The organism is Campylobacter sp. RM16190 (assembly GCF_012978835.1).
Classification (GTDB): Bacteria; Campylobacterota; Campylobacteria; order Campylobacterales; family Campylobacteraceae; genus Campylobacter_A.
Genome location: NZ_LIWS01000011.1, coordinates 1 through 23621, shown reverse-complemented (window position 1 = coordinate 23621; position 23621 = coordinate 1). Strand labels below are relative to the sequence as shown.

Below are 23621 nucleotides of genomic sequence, written 5' to 3'. Positions count from 1 at the left end.
TGCTTTTACCCCCTGAATAATGTAGAGATGATTGAATATACAAATCAATCCTTTTATTAGTTATCTAAAATATGCCAAAATTTCATTCCCTCTTTAGCATTTTTTTAAAAATAAATTTAAAAGCTTAAAACAACTTTCACAATCCTTTAAAAATTTATGAAAAATCAATAGTTTAGAACAATTAACTAATAAATACCAAGGCAGTGAGTATGACGAGCAGTATAGTATTTAAAAAATAGAAACTAGCTTCAGCATCCCCAAAGTCAAAATCAGGCATCATCCTCAAAAGCGGAGATTTAAATCCACTGCGAACAACAAGGAGATTTAAAATGGATTCTCGCGGAGTTAAGCTAGTACTAGACAAGGAAAAGATACTTAGAGAGGGTATCTATGACTGGGATGAAATACAAGAGGCGATAGAAGAAAAAGCGGAAGAATTTAATTTTAGAACATTTGACAACATAACTTATAGATTAATTGATAGCCCTCGAGCCTTAGCAGATATGGCACACTTTGTATATCACTTCTTGTTTAATTTTAAAGCTGTTACCGACAACGTAAAAGAATTTATATGGCTAACCAGTGTAGATAAAGACTTTGATTTGACACTGCTTTTAATGAAGCAAGGAAAAATCCCTAAAACGGAAAAATACTACGAATATGAGAACAGAATTAAAAAAGAGATAGAATTCGATAAATTCGTAAAAAATAATTATACCGCTAGACGTGGAGTAAAGCTTATTCTAGACGAAAAAAAGATAGAACAAGAGGGGTTCTATGATTTAGAAGAGATTTATAAAGAAATTGATCAAAAAGCAATAGAGCTTAATTTTAAACCCTTTGACGGAGAAACCTATTGGCTTAAGGATAGCCCTCGAGCCTTAGCGGATATGGCACTATTCGTATACCACTTCTTATTCAATCTTAAAGCAGTTACAGATAATGTTAAAGAGTTTGTCTGGCTAACTAGCGAGGATGGAGATTTTGATCTGACACTGCTTTTAATGAAGTATGGAAAGATGCATAAGACAGAGAAGTACTATGAGTATATCCGAAAACAAAAATGAAATAGAAGTACCTAAATACAATGCCAAGCGCGGAGTAAGGCTTGTTTTAGATGAAGAAAGATTGGTTAAGGAAGGCATTTACGATTTAGTTAAAGTAAAGAAGGTCATAAAGAATAAAGCGGAAGAGCTTGATTTTAAGACTTTCGATGGTGAAAACTATTGGCTTAAAGATGGTCCTGATGCTTTAGTTAATATGGGCAGATTCGTGTATCGTTTTTTATTTAGCTCTAAAGCGATAACGGATTACGTAAAAGAGTTTATTTGGATGACTAGTGAGGATAAGGATTTTGACCTAACCTTACTTCTAATGAAGCAAGGAAAGATACCTAAAACCGAAAAATACTACGAATACGAGAATAGAATTAAAAAAGAGATAGAATTTAATAAATTCGTAGAGAACAACTATACTGCAAAAAGAGGAATAAGGCTTGTTTTAGACGAGGAAAGATTAATCAAAGATGATATTTATGATTTAGACAAAGTAAAGAAAGTCATAAAGAATAAAGCAGAAGAACTTGATTTCAAGACCTTCGATGGTGAAAATTATTGGCTTAAAGATGGTCCTGATGCTTTAGTTAATATGGGCAGATTCGTATATCGCTTTCTCTTTAACTCAAAAGCAATAACAGATTACGTAATAGAGTTCATCTGGATGACAAGTGAGGACAAAGATTTCGACTTAACCTTACTTTTGATGAAGCAAGGAAAAATACCTAAAACCGAAAAATACTACGAATACGAGAATAGAATCAAAAAAGAGATAGAAAACGACCCACTTTTTCAAAAAAATAGAGGCAAAAAGAGGAAATAGTTATCTCTTTTATCTCTTATTTCACTATTAACTAAAATTGCAATACGCAGAGTAAGGCTAATCCTTGATTAGAAAAATCAAAGCAGAGGAATAATGAGAGGTAGATGAGATTTATGATACCGATAAAGCCTTCTATAGAATGGCAAGGCAAGGCTAGTATATGGTTTCATTTTTAAAAGAAAACCTATAATGGACAACATAATCGAATTTATATGTATAGGTAGTATGGACTAAGACAGAGTTCTAAATATCGCTCTTATGGATTAAAACATCTTCTCTAAAAATAAAAAACACTACGATAATCTGCGAAAAGTAGCCAAAAGCGTAAATAATTCGAGACGAGATGGGGCGTATAAATCAGTTCTTGATGGAAGAATTTTTATAAAAAAAGAGATATGACCTTAATTATTTGTATTAGTAAATTTCTGGCACTGCCAAGAAATTCAAATAAATACGCTTATATCTTTAGTGGCAAATGTCTTAGCGAATAATAGAAAATAGTATAAACCCATTAATTCAAATGCTGCATAGCAAATAAACACCCAAGGTTTAACTTTGGGTGTTTATTTTTTTAACTTAACATTGCAAAATAAGATCATTAATCTATTTAATCAAATTTTTATATTACAATATATATACTTTTAGAAATATATATTAAAGGAAAGCCAATGCAAACAGCAAAGATTTTTAAGAGTGGTGGTTCTATGGCTATACGTATACCAAAATCTATAAATTTAGATGGCATAAAAGAGTTTATTATTACTCAAACACAAAAAGAAATTACTTTAACACCAGTATTAAAACAAGATGAGTGGAGCGGACTTCTTAAGACTCTTAAAAGCATTAAAGAGAGTAATCTTAAGTTAAAGATACCGGAGCGATTGGAACCACAAGAGCGAGAGTTAGGATTTAAATAATGTTTTTACTAGATACTAATATTTGCAGCTATCTTATATCTCAAAAAGAACCTTATTTTAAAAATATCCTAGATAATCTTTTAAAGCAAGACAGATCAAAAGTTTTTATCTCATCTTTAAGCGTAGCCGAGATGCTTTACGGAGTAGAAAACTCAACCTATAAAGAGCAAAATTTAACTCTTGTTAATGAGTTTATAGGTCATTTTAATATAGTGGATTTTGATTATGAGTGTGCCAAAATTTACGCAAAAGTTCGCAAACAAGCAAAAGATAAAAATAGAAAAGTCGGCGAGATAGATATGCAAATAGCCTCAATTGCAATAGCTAATAACCTAACTCTTGTTACAAATAATGAAAAAGACTTTAACTATATCGATTTTATAACTATTGAAAATTGGAGTAGATAGATAACTAACTTTACGGAAGCTATTGTGTCAACTGCAATAAATTGCACTAATAAGTTTGTAGCAAAGTGGATAATAACAATCCGCATGCTTTTTATGTTTATCTTATGCTTTATAGCTCAATAAGTATCCGCCCAAATTTCTATAAAAAATATCATTTTAGTAATTTTTACTACATAAACAAATAGACATGCAAGCTTTTTTATTTATATACTGAGAGAATATAAAATATTAAGAGATATAGTGTGTGAACTAAATTATACTATCAAGTAAATATACTTGCAAAATTATCTTTAAATGTATCTGCATAAATCAGGCAAAAAATAAAGAGAATGTTAAGAAAAAATAAATAATCAAATTCTTAACACTTCTCCCTTATCTCTCTCTCCAAATCTATTATCTCCTTACTCTTTACCTCCATTATCGCTAAGTTATCAAAAAACACAGCCCCACATCCATACCGTAGCAGCCATTCTCTCTTACTTTTATCTTATTATCCCTGCTTGGAGTATGCCCGTAGTATATCTCTTTACCGGTATTGTTTGCTAGCCAGAAATTACTTCGATCCCACATCAGACATTCAGGGTCTTGCTCTTTTTCATCTATTTCACAATCATATCACGCATGCACAAATAGATAGCTCTTTGAGCTTATGATATGAGGCATACTCTCTATGTACTCACGGATGAATTCTGTATCCTCTTTCTCATAGCCTTTCTTTTTTAGCTCATCAAGTACCTTTCTACCTCCATTCTCCCACCATAAATCATAAGTCCAATTCTCATCATAGAAATATCCTTTCAAAAACATATCCTCGTGATTGCCCCTTATATGTTTTATGCTATAGCCATTCTTAATCATCTCAAGATATCTCATATATAAACCTATCGAATTTTCTCCTCTATCACAGCTATCACCAAGAATGATTACTAAATCATCCTTGCTTAATGATATCTTTTTTATCATCTCATCAAAAAGATGCAGTGAGCCGTGTAGATCTCCAAATACAAATATTCTTTTATATCTATCCTCATCGATATACTCTATTTTTAGCTTATCACTCACAGTTGACCTCTCATCTTCATCTTTTTAATGAGATCAATATTGCCATCTCTTGTGTCAATTAGAGTCCATTCAGATATGTTATGAATAAACCAATCGCACTCCATTAGGCCTTTGTGACATAATAAGGCTACTTTTGATAAAGCTTTACTGCTATCGGGAATCATATATGTTAGTTCTCCCGTTTTATTAAAACCTAATTGCATGGCATTTCTTTCAATTACCTCTTTCATCTCATCTAGATCATAGATACCCTCTCTAAGTATCTTTTCTTCATTTAAAACGATTTTAGTACCAAACATATTACAATCCCCTAAGCTAAAAATTTAAGAGCTCTAATAGCCATTATAACTCTCCTCTCATCTTCATTTTTTTAATTAGATCAATATCGCCATATTTAGTATCAATTAGAGTCCATTCAGATATGTTATGAATAAACCAATCACATTTCATTAGACCGCGATGGCAAAGTAATCCTACTTTTGCAAGAGCCTGATTGTCATCTGGAGCCATATAGGTTAATTCACCTATTTTGTTAAAGCCTAGCTTAATGGCATTTCTCTCTATCACCTCTTTCATCTCATTTATATCATAGATGCCTTCTCTAAGTATCTTCTCTTCGTTTAAAACTATTTTAACACCTAAACTCATCTGTTGTTTGCCCTTAATATGTCTCTTATTTTTATCTCTCTATTAGCTATTGTGTCATTAGCACCCAACTTCTTATCGGCTTGATGCTCAAACGGAGGCAGATCTTTTGTATAGGATATGATATCTCTTAGATGAAGTATCTTGCCATGTAAATCATATCCTACGTTTAAAGCTCTACCTTTTAAAGGCGATATGCTATCATGCACATGCCCGTAAAGCAATATAGAGCCATAATGACCTTTGTTCCACTCTAATATAGGATAGTGAAACAGCACTAGCCTATAACCATCATCTTTAAATTTAAAAGCCAACTCTTTATAGTCCAATATATCCTCAAATAGTCTGTTGCCGTCAAATTTACTCATCTTTAAAAGCTCATCCCTATTCTCTTTTATTAACTCATCATGATTGCCTAAAATTAGAGTATGCTTACCGTTTAATCTCTTTGAAATAGATATTGTCTTTTCAATATCCCTATAAAAAGAGAAATCACCGAGGTTATAAACTTCATCGTTTACACCTATAGTATAGTTCCATAGCTCTATTAGCCTATGATCCATCTCATCGACCGACCTAAAATTCCTAAAGCAAGGGCAGAAATTTAATACGCTCTTATGCCCGAAATGTAGATCGGATGTAAAGAATATATTGCTGTTCATCCAATATCCTTTTAAAATATAAATACTAATTGCTTTGTGGAAGTTTTATTTGTGTGGAATATAAAGGTAGAGATGATTCTACATCTACAGAATTTAAAGTGTACTTAAATTTTTATTTTTAATACAAACAATTTTATACTTATCATTAACATCCACATATCAAAAAAACCACTGGCAACAATATGCTTTTAAAAGCTTTATTTGCCTGAAAATAAAGCTTTGCGTATTTATACTAAATTTTCTCAACAAAGGTGTTGAGAAAATTTAGTATAATTAAAGCGGAAGCAAAAATCATTAAAAGGAGAAATTATGAACAAGCAGGAAACATACCATGAAAAAACTATGAATATGCTAATAGCAGTATATGTGGATTTATATCAAAACATCTTTATACAAAATGAAAATGATCGTTTTTTTAAAGATTATCAAAAAGAGATAGAGGAGTTTTTTGAGGAGATTAAAAAAGGCATCGAACCTGATAAGGCCGTAGAAAATTTAAGTAAAAAAGTAGGCAATGCAATAAAAAATTATACTCTTAATACGCCACATTCAATACAAACCTTACCAAAAGTATATGATGTAAGTATGAGAAATGAAAATCTGAAAAAATGGATTTTAAATGGCTACTTTGCAATGGTTAAGCATGGAGGTATTGGATACTTAATCTTTCGCCACCTTAACAAGAACTCTAGAGATACAATTAAAAAAATATGCTCAAATAAAAATGATACGAATATAGCTTTGTTTAATGCTTCTATAGATACGTTTTTTCAAGAAAGCGATGTGTCTGAATTAGATATTGTTAAAAATACTAGACAATATATTATAGATTTAAAAAAAGAAATGAATGATCAATGTGACAATATTCTTAATATCAACAAGAATATTATGGGCTTGGTTTCATCTGTATCCTCCACCACAAGAACTTCTATTTCACCACAAAGCACTATCATTTTTTTACTAAAACAAAAAATAGCTTTAGCGTATGATGAGAATGGTGATCTTTTAGTAATGGATCTTTTATCTCCCTTACTTTTAGAAACTATAAATTCAAGAAAGTATCGCATTAGGGAGATGTCTGAACAAAAAGATGTAATGGTTATAGGGCCTGAAAGAGAAACGGACAAAGCATCTGATGAATCAAGCAAGTGCAACAATGACAATAATAAATGTAAACATAAAGAAGACAATATTTATATGATTGATGAAGATTTGGCAAAAGAAAGGGATGCTGAGATTGAACTGATGGAAAAAAAGATGGAGGCAAAAAGAAAAAAAGATAAAATCATAAAGCAAATTTCTAAATCATTTAAAAAAACGATAAAAGAAGCTCCTGTAGATAATATATCATTTTAGCTTACTGTAAAGAGGGTTTATTCCCTCTTTAAGAAATATATAAAAAACTTGATTCTAAATATTAATTCGAACCAATCAACAGATAAAAAATCAAAACATAATTTAATTTTTTAACGCAATCTAAGTATCTTTTTTAAAAGCATCTCATAAATTTTTATATCTAAAAATACAAAAGTAGCGATATCTTGGGTATCAACAAAGTTGTTGAAGAATTTAAATACTATTTCGTCATCAATTTACAAAGGAGATGTGATGAACGCGATAGGCTTTTTTAGAACAGATGATTTAAATAAATCCAACATAAATGAAATTAGCAAACAAGCTAATATTATTATCCCTTGCGATTTTACGCACGCTGCTATTATTGGAGAGACAGGATGTGGAAAAACAACCGGTCTAATATATCCAAATTTATTAGATCGTATTCAAAAAGGACACTCTATATTTATTATAGACTATAAGGGATGTGAGCATTTAAGAGTTAAAGCTCTTGCTAAAAGAGCCGACAGAATCAAAGATATAGTATGTATAGGCTCTATAATAGAAGAGCCTATAAATTTAATGGCGGATATGAGGTCTAGAGATTTTAAAAATTCAATTATTTCATATATGCAAAGTGAAAATGGAAACTTCTGGGCTGAATTTGGCTCTAATATAGCCACTAAAACATTTGAAGTGTTAAAGGCAATTTATACTTGTAGTTTAAGAGTAGAAAGTATGAGAGATGCACTTAGCTTTGGCTTTAAAAATAGATTAGACAATGTTTCAAACAGATATCCGCCCACTTTTTCAACTATATTAAATTTGTCTCAAGATATTACCGCCATGCGTGAATTTATAGACAAACTAGAGGAAATATCCTTTTTGAGATCAAAACTAAATACAAATATGAATACAAATCATGAAATAAAAGGGCTTATTATAATACTTGTAAAAAAGATAAATGACTTCTTGGATAGTGTTAAAAGATTTAAATATGAAGACAGCGGTTCGGAAGATAGATTAAAAAGTGATTTTAGAAACTACTCAATGATGATGACTCCTTTTTTATCAATCATGAATAATCTTTCATTAAATGCTAGTAATGGTTCTATAGTGTCTATGCTAAATAAGGGCAAGATAGTGGTTTTTGATGCAAGTTATTGCGATAAAGGGGCTTTGAATATGATACTGTCAAGCTTTTTGCCTATGCTTACCAATAGAAAACAAGAGGATAAAAAAATAAGCATTTCGGTATTTCTAGACGAGGCGGCCAAAATCATCAATAGATATAGTGAGCTTGAAGAGAGCATATTAAGAGAAAACAGAGTAGAGCTTATACTTGCCTTTCAAAATCCGTTCTTGCTTAAGTCTGTTGTCGGAATTAATGAGTATGAGTCTTTGATTGGAAATTTAACCAACAGATACTTTATGAAAAACAAAGTAGAGTGCACTATAGCCGGGAAAGAGATAGAGTGCGAAGGGCTTGATAAATTTGAATGTATTACTGATGATGGGAGAGTAAAACTAACACCTATATACATAAGTGAGCAAGAGATGAATCAAGCCCAGATGGAGTATGAGGATATGAATAATATTCATAACAGGCTATTTGGAAAGAAGTACAAAGGGCACATAGTTCAAATCGATATTGATTTGCTTGAAATAGGAAGGATAAATCTATTGAATATAGAAAACAACAACATAAAAGAGGTTGGTTTAAACATAGACTTTATAGCAAAATATTTTAAAATAGAAGCAGAATGCTCTTTATAGAAAGGTTGATAAAATGAAAGCTGAGTCTAAATTAGATTTTTCAAATTTACATTCCAAGAGACCTTTTGATAATTCACAAGATATATATGATGCAATGATGCAATACATTGATTTGGATAAAGTAGATAAAGAAAAACTTGATAGCGAAGAAGCGTTTTTGGAATATTTTAGCTATAGGGATCACGTGAGGATGGAGTTAATGACAAAGATGTCTATAACTGCATTGATATCTGTTTATTTACTAAAAGATAATGTTGATTACATGAAATTAATTAGTTACGATAAAAAAAGAAGTGATTTAATAAAATTTGTGAGTGGGTGCGTGTTTGGAGTGTTTTTGTCAATACTTTATACAGTCAAAATATAGTAAGAAAAATAATTATAAAGACGCAAAAGATATAAAAGGTAAAGTAATGAATTTATATATAGGTAGTGATTTTCATATCGATTTTTGGGGAAAATATGCAATAAAAAACCCTTTGGGCTATTTAAAAATAGACCCTAGTCTCTACGATGCTTTTATTCTGCCCGGAGATATTGCCGAAGTTAGAAATAAAGACATATATGAGAGTTTTATACAAAAATTTGCCTATACTAAAAAGCCTGTATTTATAGTGGTAGGTAATCATGAGTTTTATAATTCTAGTTATCCGGATGCAATTTTTAAATTAAAAAGCTATTTTAAAGAGAGCCACAATATCCATATTCTTGAAAATGAGTTTGTTGATATTAAAGAATATAAAGTAAGAATTTGGGGAGCTACTCTTTGGACAGATTTTAATCGTGCAAATCCAGTAGTTATGAGGGAAGCATTAAGATTTATGAGTGACTATAGGTTATCAAAAGGTTTAACCCCCGAGTTGGCACTAAAAGAGCACTATAAATCCCTGAAAAGCTTAAAAGAAGCATATTTAACAAAGCCAGGTAATTATAAATTCGTAGCAATAACTCATCATGCACCCAGTATGAAAAGCTGCGATATATACCACTCTATAAGTAACACATGGTATGATATTTCAGATTACTTTTTTAGCACAAACCTTACTGGCTATTTAACTAAAAATAAAATTTTCCCAGATATATGGGCGCATGGTCACGTGCATACGGCATGCAACTATAATATGTTAGATAGAAAAACAAAAGTGATTTGTAACCCTCATGGATATCCTTTAGAAGATAATACGGGCTTTCATTCAGAAGTTATAACATTTGACAGCGACTGCTGATTTATAAAAACTTTAGTTAATAGACATTAAAGCAAATCATAAAAATATAGAAAGGATTTAAAATGAAAAAAATACAAATAGATGATTTAATATGCGGAAGAATTGATTGGATTATTGATAAGATGCTCACAAAAGACCTAAATAATCTTTCGGTAAAGCAGTATTTAATCCTTGAGTTGCGTAGAGTACAAGAAGCAATAAGGACAGGAAAGCATCCTATGCTTATTGCATATGATGAGCCGTTATCCTTTTAAGATACGCTCATCTTTGGCTGCAGTATGTTAATACTTTTTAATTATATTCTATTATTTACGTTTTTGGTGCTTAAAAACTATTTTAAATGAGTTTTTAAGCATATTTTGAAATATTGCCAAAAACAAGTGTATATGAAAATGCTTTATACACATTCAATTTAAATTAAAAAACATTAATTTCAAAGGATATATTGCAATTTTGTTTTGATTGGAGCACTTATCGATCAAATGCATAAAATCGATTCAAAATAAAGCAAATATTATTATGCATATAGTATAATAATCAAAAATATAAATACATTATTTATATTGCGCTAAAAAACAAAAATTAAATTACCACAAGGATTAACATGCGAATAAAGTTATTGCTTTTATTTTTTATAGGATTTGCTTTTGCAAATAATTTTGATATGAAAGAAATGGTATTTGATACCAAAAAGAGTAGTCAGCAAATATATACTAGTTCTAAATTTAAAAATTTATATTTTTTCTGGAAAAACTTTGAATCGGATTACTATAAGCTTATTATATCGGATAATAGCTATTGGTGCAATGTAGAACAAAAAGAAAACTTAATAGTATGTAAAAACGATAAAGGTAGCAGTATGGCATATATCCCATATAGTCATGAAAAAATACAAAAGATATGTCTAAATATAAAAAATGGAATTCTTTACAGCTTAAACGATATGAACAGCAGTCAGTGTGTGCCACTAGATGATAGCGTGCATATTCCTGTTTATTATCACATTGCTAAGATTAATAGCGACCAATGCAGTTATAGCCTCAGTGAAATAATAGCCTTAGATAGTAATTTTACTCCTTTGCCAAATTTTTATACATATAGTTTAGATAAATTAAATAGTTTTGAACGCAACTTACAGCAAGGAGGGGGATGTGAATATACATCTTTTAGCGAACACAAATTAACCAGATTACTCAGTGATATAATAGGCGATGTAATCATTTTTGAAGAATATAGGCTTAGTGAAACAGGCGGCAGTGTCGGTCCGTATGTTAAATATGCTCATTTTTTAAACGGCACAAAGCTTACTATAGATAATATTATGAAAGATAAAAAAGGATTTTTAAAATTTCTAGAGGAATATTTATTAACCGGAGATCATAAATTTCATGAAGATAGTTTATTTAAACCTCCATTTAAGCTTAATAATATCAAAGATGGATTTCTTGTAAAAAAACATAGTTTAAAAATAGATCCGATTTCGATAGACTATTACTCTCCAAAGTCTTTGGATGACTATATAGAGTTACCTTTTAGTAAAATAAGACAATATTTAAATGATGATTTTATAATAGCCATTGAAAAATAATACTTGTTGAGAATTTTTAAGATTCAATTAAAGGTTTAATTGAATCTTTTTGTCTCTTACTGTATATAGTAGCTTTAATAAAAATCAAAATACCATCATAAAATAAATTTTTATCAGCATACTCCTTGCATCAACTTTGTAAATCAATATTCTTTTTTATTGTTTTACAAAGAGTTTAATATATAAGCTTTTTAGCAACTCATTAAAAATCAAATTTCTCAAGCTCTCTTAATAAACTACATCCTTGGTATAATTTTTCTCTTTAATTATCTATATAGAATAATTAAATCCTTTAAGCATAATTTTAATTAATATAATCTATTCAAAATACTCCTCCAGGAAATAAAATGCTTATACACGAGAGAATAAATAAAATTTTAAAACAGAAAAATATGAAAAAGAAAGACTTTGCAGCCAAATTTATAGAATTCGAGCCGACCTTAAAAAGCACGGGCGCTCATCCTTCTTTGCCTACCATATATAACTATCTAAACGGAACTAGAGAGATAAAGGCTGATTTAATACCGGCTATGGCAAAAGCTCTTGATGTAAGCGAACAGGAGTTGTTTTTAGACGATGACAACTGTCTTGAATTTTTTAAAAATTTCATAAAAAAATCGGACGACAGTGTATCCGGAGATAAAAAAGATATGGTAATTAAGCTAATTGAGTTATGCGAATATGCCTCTACGCCTTTATTACAAAAAATCATAGAGACTTTAGAAAAAAATAAAGAGATGACTATCAACTCTATTAAGTCGATAGGATTGTAAAAGAAATAAAATAATTTTTAGACTCTATTAAGATATGCAAATCTAAACTTCATCCGACACAAGACAATTTCTCCTATAAAATTTGTCATATATTATGACACTCTATCTTGCGACCGCGATAGTTTATAGTCTATATTATCTTGATACCGGGCGGAGGTGCTTTGTTTTTTAAAGCATCTCACCCTTGGCAATTCTTTACTTGATATGTCTTTATTTTTTAACAATAATCTAAGTCATATTGCGGTTCTTATAGTGTTATATGTCTTTGCTCTAAGAGCAACCACTAAAATTATTGTTGTATTGTTTTATGAAACCCCTCACGAATACCATTTGTTTGCGAGAGGTTTTGCTTTTGATATGGTTGATCTCTTGAATTATAAGATACGGTTCGTATTGTAAAATCGTATTTTATTAAAATTCAAACATGACACTCACTTGGTTACAAATACCTTATCAAATATACCAAAAGTATTAATTTTGATTTTCCCATCATCGTATTCACAATAGCTATAAATATTAAGTTGGCCAAAGCCGACACGCCCGCAACCCGTGTGTTTGGCGACATTAAATCCCGTGCCTAGTATATTCATGCCAAACTCAACTAAATCTTTTGATTTAGTATTGGCAAGCACCACACTTCCTATATACTCAAGATGTCTGTCGTAGCTAGGAGTAGTTTTATCCGCTATAAAAGCACCCGCTACTAAAGCCGCTATTATTATAAAAGTCTTCATTATTTTCCTTTATGCCGGATTTACTTTTTTAGCTCTTCGTAAGCTTCAACCATTTTAAATAACTTTGAGTGTTTAGTTCCGTTTGTCAAGATATCTTTCTCGCCTAGCGCCACAACTGCATCTACAGACTGCTCTTTTGTAAGTCCGAACATATCTCTTGGAAGAATTCTTAAAATAACTATGGCTTCAAAACAAGAGTCGGTGCTAGCTTTGTCCGATTCGCACTCTGAGCGTTTTTGTTTAAATAAATTTTGCACGTATCTTATGGTGCTTGCATCATCGTAGTTTTTTAACTCTTTTGCTATCTTAAGAGTATATAAGTAGTAGTTCCCAATACCTTCGTAGGGAGAGTTTTTAACGGCATACTCGATATATCTTATAGCCCTATTTGCATCTCTTGTTACTCCGACTCCAGATAGCATAAAAGCCTCTCCCAAGTCCCCGCAAGCATCGGCCAGCCCCATCTTGCAGTATTTTAGCTGTATATTGGCTACTTTTTCAAATTTATGGTTTTGCCAGTCATCATCGTCGAATTCCTCATCATACTGCTTAAAAACTCTTTTGTATTCGCTTCCTTTTAGCGGCTCGGGTAGGTAATATTGGTCTTGTAATTTTTTCAATTCATCTTTTGTTCTTGCACCAGCTTTTGCAGCTGTATCCATAAAGCCTAAAGCCTCATCTACTAATTTACCTAAATTAACGGCATACGAATGAGAGCTTGCTATGAAGCAAGCCAAAACTATTGTTGTAAATCTTTTCACAACTTCTCCTTTTTGTGTTGATTTATTATGTGTTTTAAATTTTCTTTAAATCTATCGTCTATTTCAAGATTATCATCTAAGATATTTAGTATAAAGATAGTTTTTTTATTATTATTTGGTCTTATTAAATTTTTTAAATTGCTTATAGCGTATATCAAGACCCCTATATTTGTTTTATAAGTTCTCATATATCGTTTTATTTGATTTAAATTTTGACAGTCCTCATTATCTAAGTATCCATTGTAAAAATGTCTATACTTAGCATCTAAAACGATTTTATCGGTCTCTTTTTGATATACTATAAAATCAGCCCTGTATTTGCCGCATTCGCTAATTTTTTGAGTTTGCAGTTTAAATTTTTCGTCTTTTATCTCGCTAAGCGTTTCTTTAATCAATTTTTCCACATAGTTTTCAAACAGTTCGGGGACATATAGCAAGTATCCGAAATTTAAATTTTTTACCGAGCTTTTTGTTTCGTTGTTACCCTCGCCAAGAGTGCTAAATTTATCTTTCAAGATTATATTTTTAGCTAGCTTTAGGGCTGTTTTGTAATTTTGGTACATAGGATTTAGAAGAGACTTTGAGTTTAAAGTTCTATTTATATCTTTTATTTCGATTGGATTGCCGCTTGAATTTGATAGTAAAAATTTGTTTAAGCTCATATCCATATATAAAAACTTAGGATATTTTTTAATAACTATGCCGTAAGCCTTTAATAGCACGTCGCCTACTAGCCCTTCACTTACTTGCCCGCTCTTTTTGGATGAAATTTTGCCTGTAAAGGGTAGATCTTTTTTTATCAATTTTTTTATATCCAAGCTACCGCTGAAGCTAGAATTTCTGCGTGCTACTTTTTCATAGATTTTCGGAAATCCATTTAGCTTAGCGCGCTTTAGATACTTTATAAAAGCTATATAAAGTATCTGCTCTATATTTATATTTGAGCCTGAGCACTCTTTTAGATTAGATCTTGATGATGAAATTTCTATATTTTGAAACAAAGACGAGCTAACGCTTGTTAGCATCTCTTTTAAAAGAACATTACCGTATCTAGAGCCTATCTTTATCTCTTGAGCGTTATAAACAAATTCGCCTATGTAATTGCCGGTTAAAAACCCTTCATCGGATTTTTTAAGTATATAGTTCTCTTCGCCTTTATCGCCTGCTTTACTTTGAAATTTATCTGTAGGCGAGTTTAGGTATATGACATCGGATCTAGCTTTGATTAAATCACTTGGGATTAATAAATTCTTATCCCCAAGTGACTTTTTTAAACAAGACTCGTCAGGTTTATAATAACTATTATCTTGATACATTTATTATGCCGTATAAATTTTTTCTGCTGTTTGTAGCTTTGATTCTATCTCGTCTTCTCCAAACCGGCTTCTAATATACTCTCTTAAAATAGGCTCTATATAGTGATCCCAAATTTCTTTTTCTTGCATATTATCTCTTTTTAAAAAATAAGAGTGTCCTATCTCATAAGCTCTACCTAGATTCAAGCCGTCATTTTTAGAGTTGCCTTGAGCATCTTTATAAGTTTCTTTAGTAATATAGTCATTCAAACTCTCACACTTCGCTTTATATCCGCTATACTTTGCCTCGATATCATTTAAACTATCATAATCACATTTCATCAACGCCCACTTAAAACGTCTTCTAAGTGCGAGGTCGAAGCAGTCTATGCTTTTATCCACATCGTTCATCATACCTATGAAGTAGATATTTTCAGGGATATAGAATTTTGATTGGTTATTTTCCCAAACTACACTTAGCTCATCAGCTTTAGAGCTATTATTTTTGGCTAAATTTTCTATAAAAGTAGAATTTTTAATCCTTATAGCGGCTTTTTCGCATCTATAGCTATCTTCAAGCATAGATAGGGTCTCGCCAAATACAGCAGCGACATTTGCTCTGTTTATCTCGTCTACTATAAAGAAATACGGCTCAAGATCAAGACTATTTTCTTTTCTTTTTTTGTTCTCTTTTGCGACTTCTATACAAAACTCTTTAAACGCCCCGTTTTGCATCTCAAGCACTAAATTTCCGCTCTGAGAAACGCCCGTAGGCTTAATACCGTCTATAAAGTCCTCATACTCGAAATTGCTATGAAACTGTATCCATTTAGTTCTCTCTCTGCTTGGATCTAATATATCAAGGCAATCTTTAACGAATTTCGTCTTCCCTGTTCCAGGAGTTCCGTAGTAGATAATATTTTTGGCACAGTTTTGAGTAAGTGATTTTAAGACGTATGCATATTTTATATGCATTTTAGCATCTTGCTGCAACTCTTCTGAATTCTCAATTTCTTCTAAAATTTCTTTATATTGTTTTATATCGATATCGTTACAAATTCTGCATAACTTTTTATATAAATCAAAGCATTGTTTAAGTTTGCCATTTAATCCATTATCTTCACTGTCACTAATAGGTCTTATTTCATCTTTTTTAATCGCTATAATAAAATCCAATTCTCCTTTTTTGAAATAATCTATAAGGTTTTTAAATGTATTTAAGTATAAAATAGTTGGGCCTTTGCTATATATATCGTTAATATTTATTTCTAAATCATATTTTACGACATATAAAATATCTTTAAATGCTTTGTATAAAATTTCAAAATCATTTTGATTAAAATAATTTTGATACTCATTTAGTAAAATGGAAAAATGTGTTTCCATACATTCCGTTAGCTTCGGTTCTTGAACACTATGTGCAATTTTAAAATCATTCCATTTTATTGGCATCTCATTATTGTATCTAATGCAAATAGATAGTATTGGATTTTTTGTTTTATCTTTCTTTCCTGTCCTATTGCTATTGCTGCAATCTTCCAAGGTTATATTTATACCTTTTTGACTCTCATTACAAGCTCTTTTTATCAGCTTTTTCTCTTCTGACCATTCTAGGCATAGCAATGGTTTTTGCATGTCTATACTATCAATACTCTTAAACACCTTCAAATTTCCGTTACAATCAACCACTCTACTAAAAATTTCATATATCTTTACTATCTCTTCTTTAGAAAAGTTCATCTTAAATCCTTTTCAATTTTATATAAATAACTAGCTTATCAAAGCACTAAAAAACCAAAGTCCGAATTTACTGCCGGACGCAACGAACGCAACTGCTAGCGGACAAGCTGAAGCTGTCTGAGTAGCCGAGACTAAAGTCAACAAACCACGCACGAGACGAGTCCCAAGCGCCGAGAGTGGATGACCAGCACCAACCACTTTTACCGTTTTTAAAGGCTTTGTTTATAGCAGGACTATGCCTAGTGTAGTCAACTATACTCAGTAGCTCCGTCTTGGTAGGCAGTCTCCAGTCGGTATATCCTGCGTAATTTAAATTCTTGCAATACTCCTTAGCCTCCTTCCATTCTTTTTTTATATCTTCGTTACCGTCTTGCCAGATCAAAGTTCCGTGTATGACGTCTTTGCATACTACTATATCCTTACTATCATCCCTGCTACACTGAGCCTCTAGCGGCTCAGCAGCATTTAAAACTCCCACCAAGCATAGTAAAGCGCATATTTGTTTTTTCATAACTTTTCCTTTCATATATCTATAAAGCTTGTTATGGCTTTTATCTTGGGGCTATACTCATCTATATAACCCACCTTGTTTTTTAAATTATAAGAATTCGCCCATTTTATATGAGTTAAAAACGACGCTTGGATAGCTAAAAATTTCTTTATCTCCTCTATATTCATCTTGTCTTTAAGGTTTTTATACCTAGATAGATATTTGGCCTTTTTAAACTTATAGTTGTTTATCACTCGTTTTCTTACCAGTATATGATATAATACAGCTCTACTTTTGTTTCCAAGATCTAAGCCTTATAGTTTCTATATATGCGCATAGCTCAATAGTCGCTTTAAATATAGGCAAATTTCATACTTCATAAACTAACTCCAAAAAATCAAATATCAATCCATCTGCCGGACGCAACGAACGCAATTGTTAAGGGACAAGCTGTCGCCGCCTGCGCTGCCGTTACTAAAGTAAATGTCCCACGCGTTAGACGAGTCCATGGCGTCGATGGTAGATGACCAGCAGTAAGTATTATCGGCGCTATAATACTTAAAGGCTCTATTTAAAGCAGGGCTGTGCTTGCTGTAATCTACTATGCTTTGCAACTCTTTTATAGTAGGTAGTCTCCAGTCCGAATATCCTGCGTAAGATAGCTTTTCGCAGTAGCTTTTGGCTCCTTTATAGTCGGCGATATGCACTTTATCTCTATCTTGCCACATAAGTTTAAAGGTAGGATCTATGACTACGCCTTTAGTGTCGTCCCTATAAAATTTAGACATATACGCTTTATGCTTTTTGGAGATGCCGTTATCATTGTTAGATTTTTCTTTTTGAGATTTTAGTTGTTTTTGCCTCTCTCTGCCTTTTTCGGTCAATATAAGATCTGTAGCGTTTATGCTTATGGTCGAGATAGTATCGGCTCCTACAAAGACTTTCTGCGCTCCCATTAAATAGAAATATTGGTCAAAAACATAAACGACTAATACTTCATGTTCTCCTTCATCCAGAATAGCTGTTAAGGGGGCTGTTCGTGAAGTAGTGCCTTTTGGATTTCGGTCTATAAATACGGCACATTCGCCTGTGTCCACAAGATAGTCTTTCTTACCTGATATATCAAAATAAGCCTGTAGTGTATTCTTACCCATATCCATAGCCAGATACGATATGGCATCTTTTTCTTTTTCCGTCATCTCCGACAAGGGATATGTCTTGCCAACTATATTAAGCTGCCCTTTCCTGCATATAGGCTAGTAGCTGTAACTATAAAGACAAAGGCAAGTATGCCAAAAAGTCTGCTCATAAATTCTCCTTTTGTTTAAAATTTATTCTATAATTATATATTTTTATTCTTATAGCATAATTATATTATAAGATTATTTGTTATTAATAAATAATCTTTTTAATGGATTAATTTATAATTAAAAATATAGTTAATTATTTAGGCATCTATGTTGGAAAATTTTTAAAAGATGTCTTTTAGTCCGGATATGCATAATTAAGTAACTAACATAATCTTTTAGGCGCTTTAAAAATTTTGCAAAATTATTTAGTTGTAGTTGCTTTGAGTAATAAAAATAAAAACGAGCTTTTTTGCCAATATTATGTTTTTAATAATCTTTCAGGTTGAATAAATATTTATTATTCGTTTTGAATAATTTTTAGGTATAATTGCATAATCCAATCTAAAGAAAAAGGAAAAAAATGAGAAATATGCTATTTATGGGGTTGTCGGAAAAAATTTCATCAAAAGATAGGTATATGCTAAAAGTTATGCTAGATGATGCATCTGATAAAGCAATAAAAGACTTAAGTCAATCTATGGATAGTCTTAAGTTGAAATCTTCATGGATAGGATTGATTTTTGGGTTATTGTTTGGTTTTATGGGCGTAGATAGATTCTATAAAGGTAACATGGGGCTAGGAGTGCTTAAGCTTTCCCTATTTATTCTCATGTGGATAATTTACTTCGGTATTGGGCAAGGACATCTTGATGTGGAATATCAGGTCTTCTCGATTATACTATATTTTATAATATTTTTATGGGGCATTATTGATTTATTTTTAGTATTTATTGGCATAAAACGTGATAATTTAGTAAAAATTAAGGAATTTTTAACATTTAATGATGTGAAAAATTCTTCGTCTTTTTCTTTTGAATCAAAAGAGCAACTGGATGTTCAGCCTATTAAAGCAAAAACAACAAAAGAGGGTTAAATAAAAACTACTATCTGTTGATTGTTGGCTTATATGTATTTTAAAAACACCGATAGTATAAAACTGCTTGACTCTGATCTTAGCATAGATGAGTTGAAAGCTCAGTGGGCTAAACTTGCCTTGCAAGAGAGATTTAATGTAGTGTTATCTGATGAAGATGCTAAAAATTCTATAGAGATATTAAAAAGCTTCAACGTGAACTAAGAGAGCTATATGAATTTATAAAGCGTGAATTCGATAACGGAAAAAGCATATTTGGCATCTTGCAAGCCGTTGCAAAAAGCAGAAAGGATATGCTGTTATAAACACTTACTCCAAAGGAATATTTTTTGCTTAAACCTTTTTAAGCTAATTAGAAAGGTTTAAGCTATGATATATTCAAATTTAAATCACTCCTATCAAAATTTAATTATTCAAAAGACAGGTAAACTACATTAAAAAACAAAGCAGAAGTTTTTATAAATAAAATCTTAAATTTAAAGGTTTAAAGCACTTGATACTGTTTTGTGCATTTGCCACATAATAGCGGTAAAAATTATTTTGAAGTTTAAACTTTGCACCATTCCCTCTACTGTATACACCTACATACCATTATATATACATATACACCACTATTAATACTATTATAAATATGTTTATGTAATTAAACGCAGCATTCTATACACAATTATTCATTTCATTACACATCTATTCATATATCTATATGCACCATTCTATATATAATTGTTTATGCCAACATATATATAGCCAAATACTTATATCAACATAAGTCTAACCTCATTTCATCCCGGCTCAAGCGAGGGAGTACCCCCGCTAGGCCTTTGATAGTGTAAGCATAGTTTAAGCTGTTTTTGGCAGCTATGTTTCGCACAAAGCGAAACACACTACCACTTGTCGCTGACAAGTTGTGTGGCCTTGCAGGCGGCCGGCTATAATTAGTTTCGGAGGTATATCATGATTATCACTGTTTCTGTAAGATCAGAGAGGCTCACTTCACAAGGAGCAAAAAATCGTATGCGCCATAATTTTAGAGAGCCAATATCGACCCAAAGGATACAATATCTAAAAACGAGAAAGCCCGATATTAACAAATTCTATCATTTAAACGTAAGCGAAAATAAAGCTTATCATAGGGATTACCCCTTTCCGAATTTTGATAAGAATTTTTCTGACGGACTAATCGACGATAAAGTGAATATTATTAAAGAAAGCTATGAGAGCCAAACCGACTCAAAAGGCCAAAAAAACACCAAGGAGAAATTCCACTCTTTTTGAGGAACACTTGATCTCTTTCGGGATTCAACGAGAAGATATGGATCGAAATCTAACCCAAGAGGAAACCGACTACATAAACTCAAAGGATTATGAGGCCGAAGTTGAGAAATTTATTGTGATGCTATCGAACAAATACGGCAATAATGATTTTTGGGTAGCCTGTCATCGTGATGAAACCACAGTGCACTACCAAGTTATATCGATCCGGTATGATTTCAAAAAAAAGGCTATCCCAAGATTAAAGTCAAAAATAGAAGTGGCCAAATACGGTACAGACCTTCAAGATCTTGCAGCAGAAGCTTTCAAGGGCAAAGCCGTAAAGGGTGTAAAAGGCTCAACTAGGCCGCATATAAAGCATCAAAAATTCAGAGAGATAGCTGAGCTTCAAAAACAAAAAGAAGAGCTTGAGAAGGCTAATCAAGAGCAATACATCAACTTGAAAGAAAAGAACGCTCTATGACCCCTAAAATGAAAGATATGGGCATAGAAGCTCTCAAGAAAAAGCAAGCTCCACAAACCAATCCAACAATGGGCTTCTAGGCTCACGGCCACTACGTGTCCGCTCAACTAGGCATCTATGGGGTTTGCACCCCATACCCCGGCGACAGAAAGAGAGTTGGGAAATCAAGCTTCTCCACACAAAACATGACTCTAACCATCAAGAGTGGCCTTTCTCTCTCAACACACAAAAAACAAAAGGATATAAAACATACCCCAATCAAAGCCCTGAGCTCACAAGGCAAGAGAAATATATCGGATTTTTTCTCGTTTCCTGCAACCGGGCGAGTTGTGCTCTCGATAAAAATGTCAAGGGTAGCCGCAAGGCTATCCACGAGCTTTTTGTCAAAAAAGCGACGCCCTTGATCGTTTTTGGAGAAAGCGCTACGATGTCCCGGCAGGGAAACGGGGAAAAGTTCGATATTTAGCCAGCGGCGAGCCCCTGCTACTTTGGCTGCGTAGCAGGCAATAGTGCCAGCGGGGGAGCAACGATATCGCCAAAGGCGATGAGTGTAGCGGCGGTCTCTTGCTTGAGAGCGATAGAGTCTCTTGGCCCAAAAAGTGCTCTAATATATAGAACAAAGAGTGGCCATGTCTTGAAGTTAAGATTTATTATAACTACTATGACTAAAGAACACTGTCACTATCTGTGGTTTTTATATCGTTATTTTTGATTATCCATGTTTTAATTTTGCTTCACAAAATGAGTTTTTTAATACTCTTGTTTTCAGGCTTTTAGCTCCTTTTTAGATATCTTTATTATAAAACAGCTAAATTTTTCAAAGCTTATGGGTTATTTTAAAATATTTTGTTTGATGATTTCTTGAGCGTCCAGTGCTAAAAGACATCCAACTCTTTTTAGTTTCTGTTTATTACTTTCTTATTTTTATCTCCTATATAATTTTTGAAAAGTCATATAAGGAGATTAAATATTGATCCCACCAATTGCATAGCGCATATAGCATATCTTGAATTTCATGATCGTCGTATCTAAGTTCGAGATATGCAGCTTCTACATCCGTCATTACTGGAATATGATACAAGTACATTTCGATAATATAATTTGGAATTCGATGCTCCATTTGTTTTTTCATAGCAAAAGTTTTAAAGGTTCCTCTTAGTCCGTGTTTTGTGATACCTGATATTTTTGTTAGAAAATAGTTAATCTGCTGATCTGCAATTCCTGAAAATATATATATGCCTTCATGCTTTTGAAGCCTTTTTAATTCTTTGAGAATTTTTAACATTATTTTAGAGATGGGTAAAATAAAGTTTTGTCTTGAATTTTCAGTTCGCTTCTCTGTCTTCATTCTATTTTTAGGTATATAAATGTAACTATCGTCAAAATTTATATCCGACCATTTAAGATTAAATAGGTTCATCGATCTCAAAGCAGTCTCAAGCGCAAAAAATATAAGTATCTTTTTTCTAATGTTGTTTTTTGAATTTGCTACAGATTTTAAAAAATTTTCAAGATTAACTTGATTTATAATCTTTTGATGATGTTTTGAGTTTCTTCTGGATGGAGTTTCGTAGTGTTTTGAAAAGTTAAAATTTTCTAAAATATTTTCTTTGATATATCCTTGCTTTTTGGCGAATAGAAAAATATTTTGTAGTATGTAAAAGAGTTTAACATTTGTGGCAGGATATTTCTCAAGTTTATTGAAAATATCAAATTTTAGCTCGTTTAATTCAATATCATCGATTGGTTTTAATGCTATTTCTAAGGGTAGTATATGTTTAGATACCCTTATTTGATAACTTCGTAAAGTGCCGGCTTTGAATTTTAGAATATCTTGAGCATACACAAGAAATTTTTTATAAGCTTCTTGTAAAGTAATCACTTGCTTTATTATATATCCCGTTTCTTCTAGCTGATTTAAAATTTCTATTCCTTTTCTATATGCTGTTTCAAACTTCATATAAGGATATTCACCTATTTTCATATAGCGTACTTTTTCATTTTCGTACCTGTATAGCCTTATCGTCTTCTTCTGCTTTGGAGAAATTTCTAGCTTGAATCTGTCGTATCCGGGTATTGGTAGACGCAGAATTATATTTTTCTTGTTATTTTGTTTTTCGATCCATTGATCGATCTCTTGAAATTTTTTCATTTTTCACCTCTTGTAATTTTTGAATTACATCTAATTATAGTGATTCTGAAAATATCAAAAAATGACACAAAAAATTAAAAAATTTATATAGTTTTTTAAAATACATATATAATGGTTTATTATCATTTCTATTAAGCTATGCTTAAGCTAAAAAGAAGATAATAGCGATAATATCGGCATTTGTAAAAAACCAAACTATTGAATTGTAAAGGATTATAAAAG

The 23621-nt window shown here is 31.7% G+C and carries 28 protein-coding genes; 15 read left to right on the top strand and 13 right to left on the bottom strand.

Going from position 1 to position 23621, the window contains the following annotated elements; genetic code table 11:
* The first annotated feature begins 329 nt into the window (after positions 1-329).
* The 4 genes from CDOM16190_RS09405 (at position 330) to CDOM16190_RS09390 (ending at position 3202) form a co-directional block, all read left to right on the top strand.
* Entirely contained in the window at positions 330-1067 is a 738-nt protein-coding gene (locus CDOM16190_RS09405; RefSeq protein WP_170020414.1) for a hypothetical protein, read from the top strand.
* On the top strand, positions 1042-1878 hold the full coding sequence (locus tag CDOM16190_RS09400) for a hypothetical protein (protein WP_170020412.1): 837 nt from the start codon (positions 1042-1044) through the stop codon (positions 1876-1878). Before CDOM16190_RS09405 ends, CDOM16190_RS09400 begins: the two co-directional genes overlap by 26 nt.
* A gap of 668 nt (positions 1879-2546) precedes the next feature.
* A complete protein-coding gene (locus CDOM16190_RS09395; RefSeq protein WP_170020410.1) occupies positions 2547-2795 on the top strand; it encodes an antitoxin in 249 nt (82 codons plus the stop codon).
* Positions 2795-3202 carry a type II toxin-antitoxin system VapC family toxin gene (locus CDOM16190_RS09390; RefSeq protein ID WP_170020408.1) on the top strand — a complete coding sequence of 136 codons (408 nt, stop codon included), beginning with the start codon at positions 2795-2797 and terminating at the stop codon, positions 3200-3202. Before CDOM16190_RS09395 ends, CDOM16190_RS09390 begins: the two co-directional genes overlap by 1 nt.
* A gap of 423 nt (positions 3203-3625) precedes the next feature.
* Here the strand turns inward: CDOM16190_RS09390 and CDOM16190_RS10760 are convergent, their stop codons facing one another.
* Genes CDOM16190_RS10760 through CDOM16190_RS09370 form a run of 5 tightly spaced genes read right to left on the bottom strand, consistent with a single transcriptional unit; the run spans position 3626 to position 5571 of the window.
* Positions 3626-3772: a hypothetical protein gene (locus CDOM16190_RS10760; RefSeq protein ID WP_249934163.1), complete on the bottom strand. Its 147-nt coding sequence runs from the start codon at positions 3770-3772 to the stop codon at positions 3626-3628.
* 45 nt (positions 3773-3817) lie between these two features.
* Positions 3818-4264: a metallophosphoesterase gene (locus CDOM16190_RS10755; protein WP_349644391.1), complete on the bottom strand. Its 447-nt coding sequence runs from the start codon at positions 4262-4264 to the stop codon at positions 3818-3820.
* Positions 4261-4563 (bottom strand): hypothetical protein, encoded by a 303-nt coding sequence (locus CDOM16190_RS09380; protein ID WP_170020406.1) that lies wholly within the window; start codon positions 4561-4563, stop codon positions 4261-4263. Before CDOM16190_RS09380 ends, CDOM16190_RS10755 begins: the two co-directional genes overlap by 4 nt.
* Positions 4564-4606: 43 nt before the next feature.
* A complete protein-coding gene (locus CDOM16190_RS09375; RefSeq protein ID WP_170020404.1) occupies positions 4607-4912 on the bottom strand; it encodes a hypothetical protein in 306 nt (101 codons plus the stop codon).
* Positions 4909-5571: a phosphoesterase gene (locus CDOM16190_RS09370; RefSeq protein ID WP_170020402.1), complete on the bottom strand. Its 663-nt coding sequence runs from the start codon at positions 5569-5571 to the stop codon at positions 4909-4911. Before CDOM16190_RS09370 ends, CDOM16190_RS09375 begins: the two co-directional genes overlap by 4 nt.
* Before the next feature lie 309 nt (positions 5572-5880).
* Here CDOM16190_RS09370 and CDOM16190_RS09365 point away from each other — a divergent pair, with 309 nt between their 5' ends.
* From CDOM16190_RS09365 to CDOM16190_RS09335, 7 genes are all read left to right on the top strand, one after another.
* Positions 5881-6927, top strand: coding sequence for a hypothetical protein (locus CDOM16190_RS09365; protein WP_170020400.1), 1047 nt, complete (start codon positions 5881-5883; stop codon positions 6925-6927).
* Between the two features lie 252 nt (positions 6928-7179).
* The gene (locus CDOM16190_RS09360) at positions 7180-8682 is read left to right on the top strand and encodes a type IV secretory system conjugative DNA transfer family protein (RefSeq protein WP_170020398.1); all 1503 of its coding nucleotides are present in this window, start codon (positions 7180-7182) and stop codon (positions 8680-8682) included.
* A 13-nt stretch (positions 8683-8695) separates the two neighbouring features.
* Positions 8696-9049: a hypothetical protein gene (locus tag CDOM16190_RS09355; protein ID WP_170020396.1), complete on the top strand. Its 354-nt coding sequence runs from the start codon at positions 8696-8698 to the stop codon at positions 9047-9049.
* Positions 9050-9095: 46 nt separating this feature from the next.
* On the top strand, positions 9096-9908 hold the full coding sequence (locus CDOM16190_RS09350) for a metallophosphoesterase (RefSeq protein ID WP_170020395.1): 813 nt from the start codon (positions 9096-9098) through the stop codon (positions 9906-9908).
* 62 nt (positions 9909-9970) lie between these two features.
* Positions 9971-10162: a hypothetical protein gene (locus CDOM16190_RS09345; protein WP_170020393.1), complete on the top strand. Its 192-nt coding sequence runs from the start codon at positions 9971-9973 to the stop codon at positions 10160-10162.
* Between the two features lie 350 nt (positions 10163-10512).
* Positions 10513-11496: an uL30 family ribosomal protein gene (locus CDOM16190_RS09340; protein WP_170020391.1), complete on the top strand. Its 984-nt coding sequence runs from the start codon at positions 10513-10515 to the stop codon at positions 11494-11496.
* A gap of 347 nt (positions 11497-11843) precedes the next feature.
* Positions 11844-12269 carry a helix-turn-helix domain-containing protein gene (locus CDOM16190_RS09335; RefSeq protein ID WP_170020389.1) on the top strand — a complete coding sequence of 142 codons (426 nt, stop codon included), beginning with the start codon at positions 11844-11846 and terminating at the stop codon, positions 12267-12269.
* Between the two features lie 431 nt (positions 12270-12700).
* On the opposite strand, the gene CDOM16190_RS09330 is transcribed toward CDOM16190_RS09335, so the two are convergent.
* The 7 genes from CDOM16190_RS09330 to CDOM16190_RS09300 all read right to left on the bottom strand — a co-directional run bounded on the left by CDOM16190_RS09330 (position 12701) and on the right by CDOM16190_RS09300 (position 18488).
* Entirely contained in the window at positions 12701-13003 is a 303-nt protein-coding gene (locus CDOM16190_RS09330; protein ID WP_170020387.1) for a hypothetical protein, read from the bottom strand.
* Positions 13004-13023: 20 nt separating this feature from the next.
* Entirely contained in the window at positions 13024-13764 is a 741-nt protein-coding gene (locus CDOM16190_RS09325; RefSeq protein WP_170020385.1) for a hypothetical protein, read from the bottom strand.
* A complete protein-coding gene (locus CDOM16190_RS09320) occupies positions 13761-15080 on the bottom strand; it encodes a 5-methylcytosine restriction system specificity protein McrC (RefSeq protein WP_170020383.1) in 1320 nt (439 codons plus the stop codon). Before CDOM16190_RS09320 ends, CDOM16190_RS09325 begins: the two co-directional genes overlap by 4 nt.
* A gap of 3 nt (positions 15081-15083) precedes the next feature.
* Complete coding sequence (locus CDOM16190_RS09315) at positions 15084-16799, bottom strand: McrB family protein (RefSeq protein ID WP_170020381.1); 1716 nt, start codon at positions 16797-16799, stop codon at positions 15084-15086.
* A gap of 67 nt (positions 16800-16866) precedes the next feature.
* Positions 16867-17310, bottom strand: coding sequence for an Lcl C-terminal domain-containing protein (locus tag CDOM16190_RS09310; protein WP_170020379.1), 444 nt, complete (start codon positions 17308-17310; stop codon positions 16867-16869).
* An 11-nt stretch (positions 17311-17321) separates the two neighbouring features.
* A complete protein-coding gene (locus CDOM16190_RS09305) occupies positions 17322-17543 on the bottom strand; it encodes a hypothetical protein (protein WP_170020377.1) in 222 nt (73 codons plus the stop codon).
* A 150-nt stretch (positions 17544-17693) separates the two neighbouring features.
* Positions 17694-18488, bottom strand: coding sequence for an Lcl C-terminal domain-containing protein (locus tag CDOM16190_RS09300; RefSeq protein ID WP_170020375.1), 795 nt, complete (start codon positions 18486-18488; stop codon positions 17694-17696).
* Between the two features lie 511 nt (positions 18489-18999).
* On the opposite strand from CDOM16190_RS09300, the gene CDOM16190_RS09295 reads away from it, so the two are divergent.
* The 4 genes from CDOM16190_RS09295 (at position 19000) to CDOM16190_RS09280 (ending at position 21247) form a co-directional block, all read left to right on the top strand.
* A complete protein-coding gene (locus CDOM16190_RS09295) occupies positions 19000-19512 on the top strand; it encodes a TM2 domain-containing protein (protein WP_170020373.1) in 513 nt (170 codons plus the stop codon).
* Positions 19513-19545: 33 nt separating this feature from the next.
* Positions 19546-19716, top strand: coding sequence for a hypothetical protein (locus CDOM16190_RS09290; protein WP_170020371.1), 171 nt, complete (start codon positions 19546-19548; stop codon positions 19714-19716).
* 810 nt (positions 19717-20526) lie between these two features.
* Positions 20527-20787, top strand: a complete 261-nt coding sequence (locus tag CDOM16190_RS09285) for a hypothetical protein (RefSeq protein WP_170020369.1) — start codon at positions 20527-20529, stop codon at positions 20785-20787.
* Positions 20788-20824: 37 nt separating this feature from the next.
* Positions 20825-21247 carry a hypothetical protein gene (locus CDOM16190_RS09280; RefSeq protein ID WP_170020367.1) on the top strand — a complete coding sequence of 141 codons (423 nt, stop codon included), beginning with the start codon at positions 20825-20827 and terminating at the stop codon, positions 21245-21247.
* 931 nt (positions 21248-22178) lie between these two features.
* On the opposite strand, the gene CDOM16190_RS09275 is transcribed toward CDOM16190_RS09280, so the two are convergent.
* On the bottom strand, positions 22179-23399 hold the full coding sequence (locus CDOM16190_RS09275; RefSeq protein WP_170020365.1) for a tyrosine-type recombinase/integrase: 1221 nt from the start codon (positions 23397-23399) through the stop codon (positions 22179-22181).
* Positions 23400-23621 lie beyond the last annotated feature (222 nt).

What these genes read in the sequence shown, in the direction of transcription:
- CDOM16190_RS09405 (WP_170020414.1), top strand. Translation starts at nt 330, where the DNA reads ATGGATTCTCGCGGAGTTAAGCTAGTACTAGACAAGGAAAAGATACTT.
- CDOM16190_RS09400 (WP_170020412.1), top strand. Translation starts at nt 1,042, where the DNA reads ATGAGTATATCCGAAAACAAAAATGAAATAGAAGTACCTAAATACAAT.
- CDOM16190_RS09395 (WP_170020410.1), top strand. Translation starts at nt 2,547, where the DNA reads ATGCAAACAGCAAAGATTTTTAAGAGTGGTGGTTCTATGGCTATACGT.
- CDOM16190_RS09390 (WP_170020408.1), top strand. Translation starts at nt 2,795, where the DNA reads ATGTTTTTACTAGATACTAATATTTGCAGCTATCTTATATCTCAAAAA.
- CDOM16190_RS10760 (WP_249934163.1), bottom strand. Translation starts at nt 3,772, where the DNA reads ATGTGGGATCGAAGTAATTTCTGGCTAGCAAACAATACCGGTAAAGAG.
- CDOM16190_RS09380 (WP_170020406.1), bottom strand. Translation starts at nt 4,563, where the DNA reads ATGTTTGGTACTAAAATCGTTTTAAATGAAGAAAAGATACTTAGAGAG.
- CDOM16190_RS09375 (WP_170020404.1), bottom strand. Translation starts at nt 4,912, where the DNA reads ATGAGTTTAGGTGTTAAAATAGTTTTAAACGAAGAGAAGATACTTAGA.
- CDOM16190_RS09370 (WP_170020402.1), bottom strand. Translation starts at nt 5,571, where the DNA reads ATGAACAGCAATATATTCTTTACATCCGATCTACATTTCGGGCATAAG.
- CDOM16190_RS09365 (WP_170020400.1), top strand. Translation starts at nt 5,881, where the DNA reads ATGAACAAGCAGGAAACATACCATGAAAAAACTATGAATATGCTAATA.
- CDOM16190_RS09360 (WP_170020398.1), top strand. Translation starts at nt 7,180, where the DNA reads ATGAACGCGATAGGCTTTTTTAGAACAGATGATTTAAATAAATCCAAC.
- CDOM16190_RS09355 (WP_170020396.1), top strand. Translation starts at nt 8,696, where the DNA reads ATGAAAGCTGAGTCTAAATTAGATTTTTCAAATTTACATTCCAAGAGA.
- CDOM16190_RS09350 (WP_170020395.1), top strand. Translation starts at nt 9,096, where the DNA reads ATGAATTTATATATAGGTAGTGATTTTCATATCGATTTTTGGGGAAAA.
- CDOM16190_RS09345 (WP_170020393.1), top strand. Translation starts at nt 9,971, where the DNA reads ATGAAAAAAATACAAATAGATGATTTAATATGCGGAAGAATTGATTGG.
- CDOM16190_RS09340 (WP_170020391.1), top strand. Translation starts at nt 10,513, where the DNA reads ATGCGAATAAAGTTATTGCTTTTATTTTTTATAGGATTTGCTTTTGCA.
- CDOM16190_RS09335 (WP_170020389.1), top strand. Translation starts at nt 11,844, where the DNA reads ATGCTTATACACGAGAGAATAAATAAAATTTTAAAACAGAAAAATATG.
- CDOM16190_RS09330 (WP_170020387.1), bottom strand. Translation starts at nt 13,003, where the DNA reads ATGAAGACTTTTATAATAATAGCGGCTTTAGTAGCGGGTGCTTTTATA.
- CDOM16190_RS09320 (WP_170020383.1), bottom strand. Translation starts at nt 15,080, where the DNA reads ATGTATCAAGATAATAGTTATTATAAACCTGACGAGTCTTGTTTAAAA.
- CDOM16190_RS09315 (WP_170020381.1), bottom strand. Translation starts at nt 16,799, where the DNA reads ATGAACTTTTCTAAAGAAGAGATAGTAAAGATATATGAAATTTTTAGT.
- CDOM16190_RS09310 (WP_170020379.1), bottom strand. Translation starts at nt 17,310, where the DNA reads ATGAAAAAACAAATATGCGCTTTACTATGCTTGGTGGGAGTTTTAAAT.
- CDOM16190_RS09300 (WP_170020375.1), bottom strand. Translation starts at nt 18,488, where the DNA reads ATGACGGAAAAAGAAAAAGATGCCATATCGTATCTGGCTATGGATATG.
- CDOM16190_RS09295 (WP_170020373.1), top strand. Translation starts at nt 19,000, where the DNA reads ATGAGAAATATGCTATTTATGGGGTTGTCGGAAAAAATTTCATCAAAA.
- CDOM16190_RS09290 (WP_170020371.1), top strand. Translation starts at nt 19,546, where the DNA reads ATGTATTTTAAAAACACCGATAGTATAAAACTGCTTGACTCTGATCTT.
- CDOM16190_RS09285 (WP_170020369.1), top strand. Translation starts at nt 20,527, where the DNA reads ATGCGCCATAATTTTAGAGAGCCAATATCGACCCAAAGGATACAATAT.
- CDOM16190_RS09280 (WP_170020367.1), top strand. Translation starts at nt 20,825, where the DNA reads ATGGATCGAAATCTAACCCAAGAGGAAACCGACTACATAAACTCAAAG.
- CDOM16190_RS09275 (WP_170020365.1), bottom strand. Translation starts at nt 23,399, where the DNA reads ATGAAAAAATTTCAAGAGATCGATCAATGGATCGAAAAACAAAATAAC.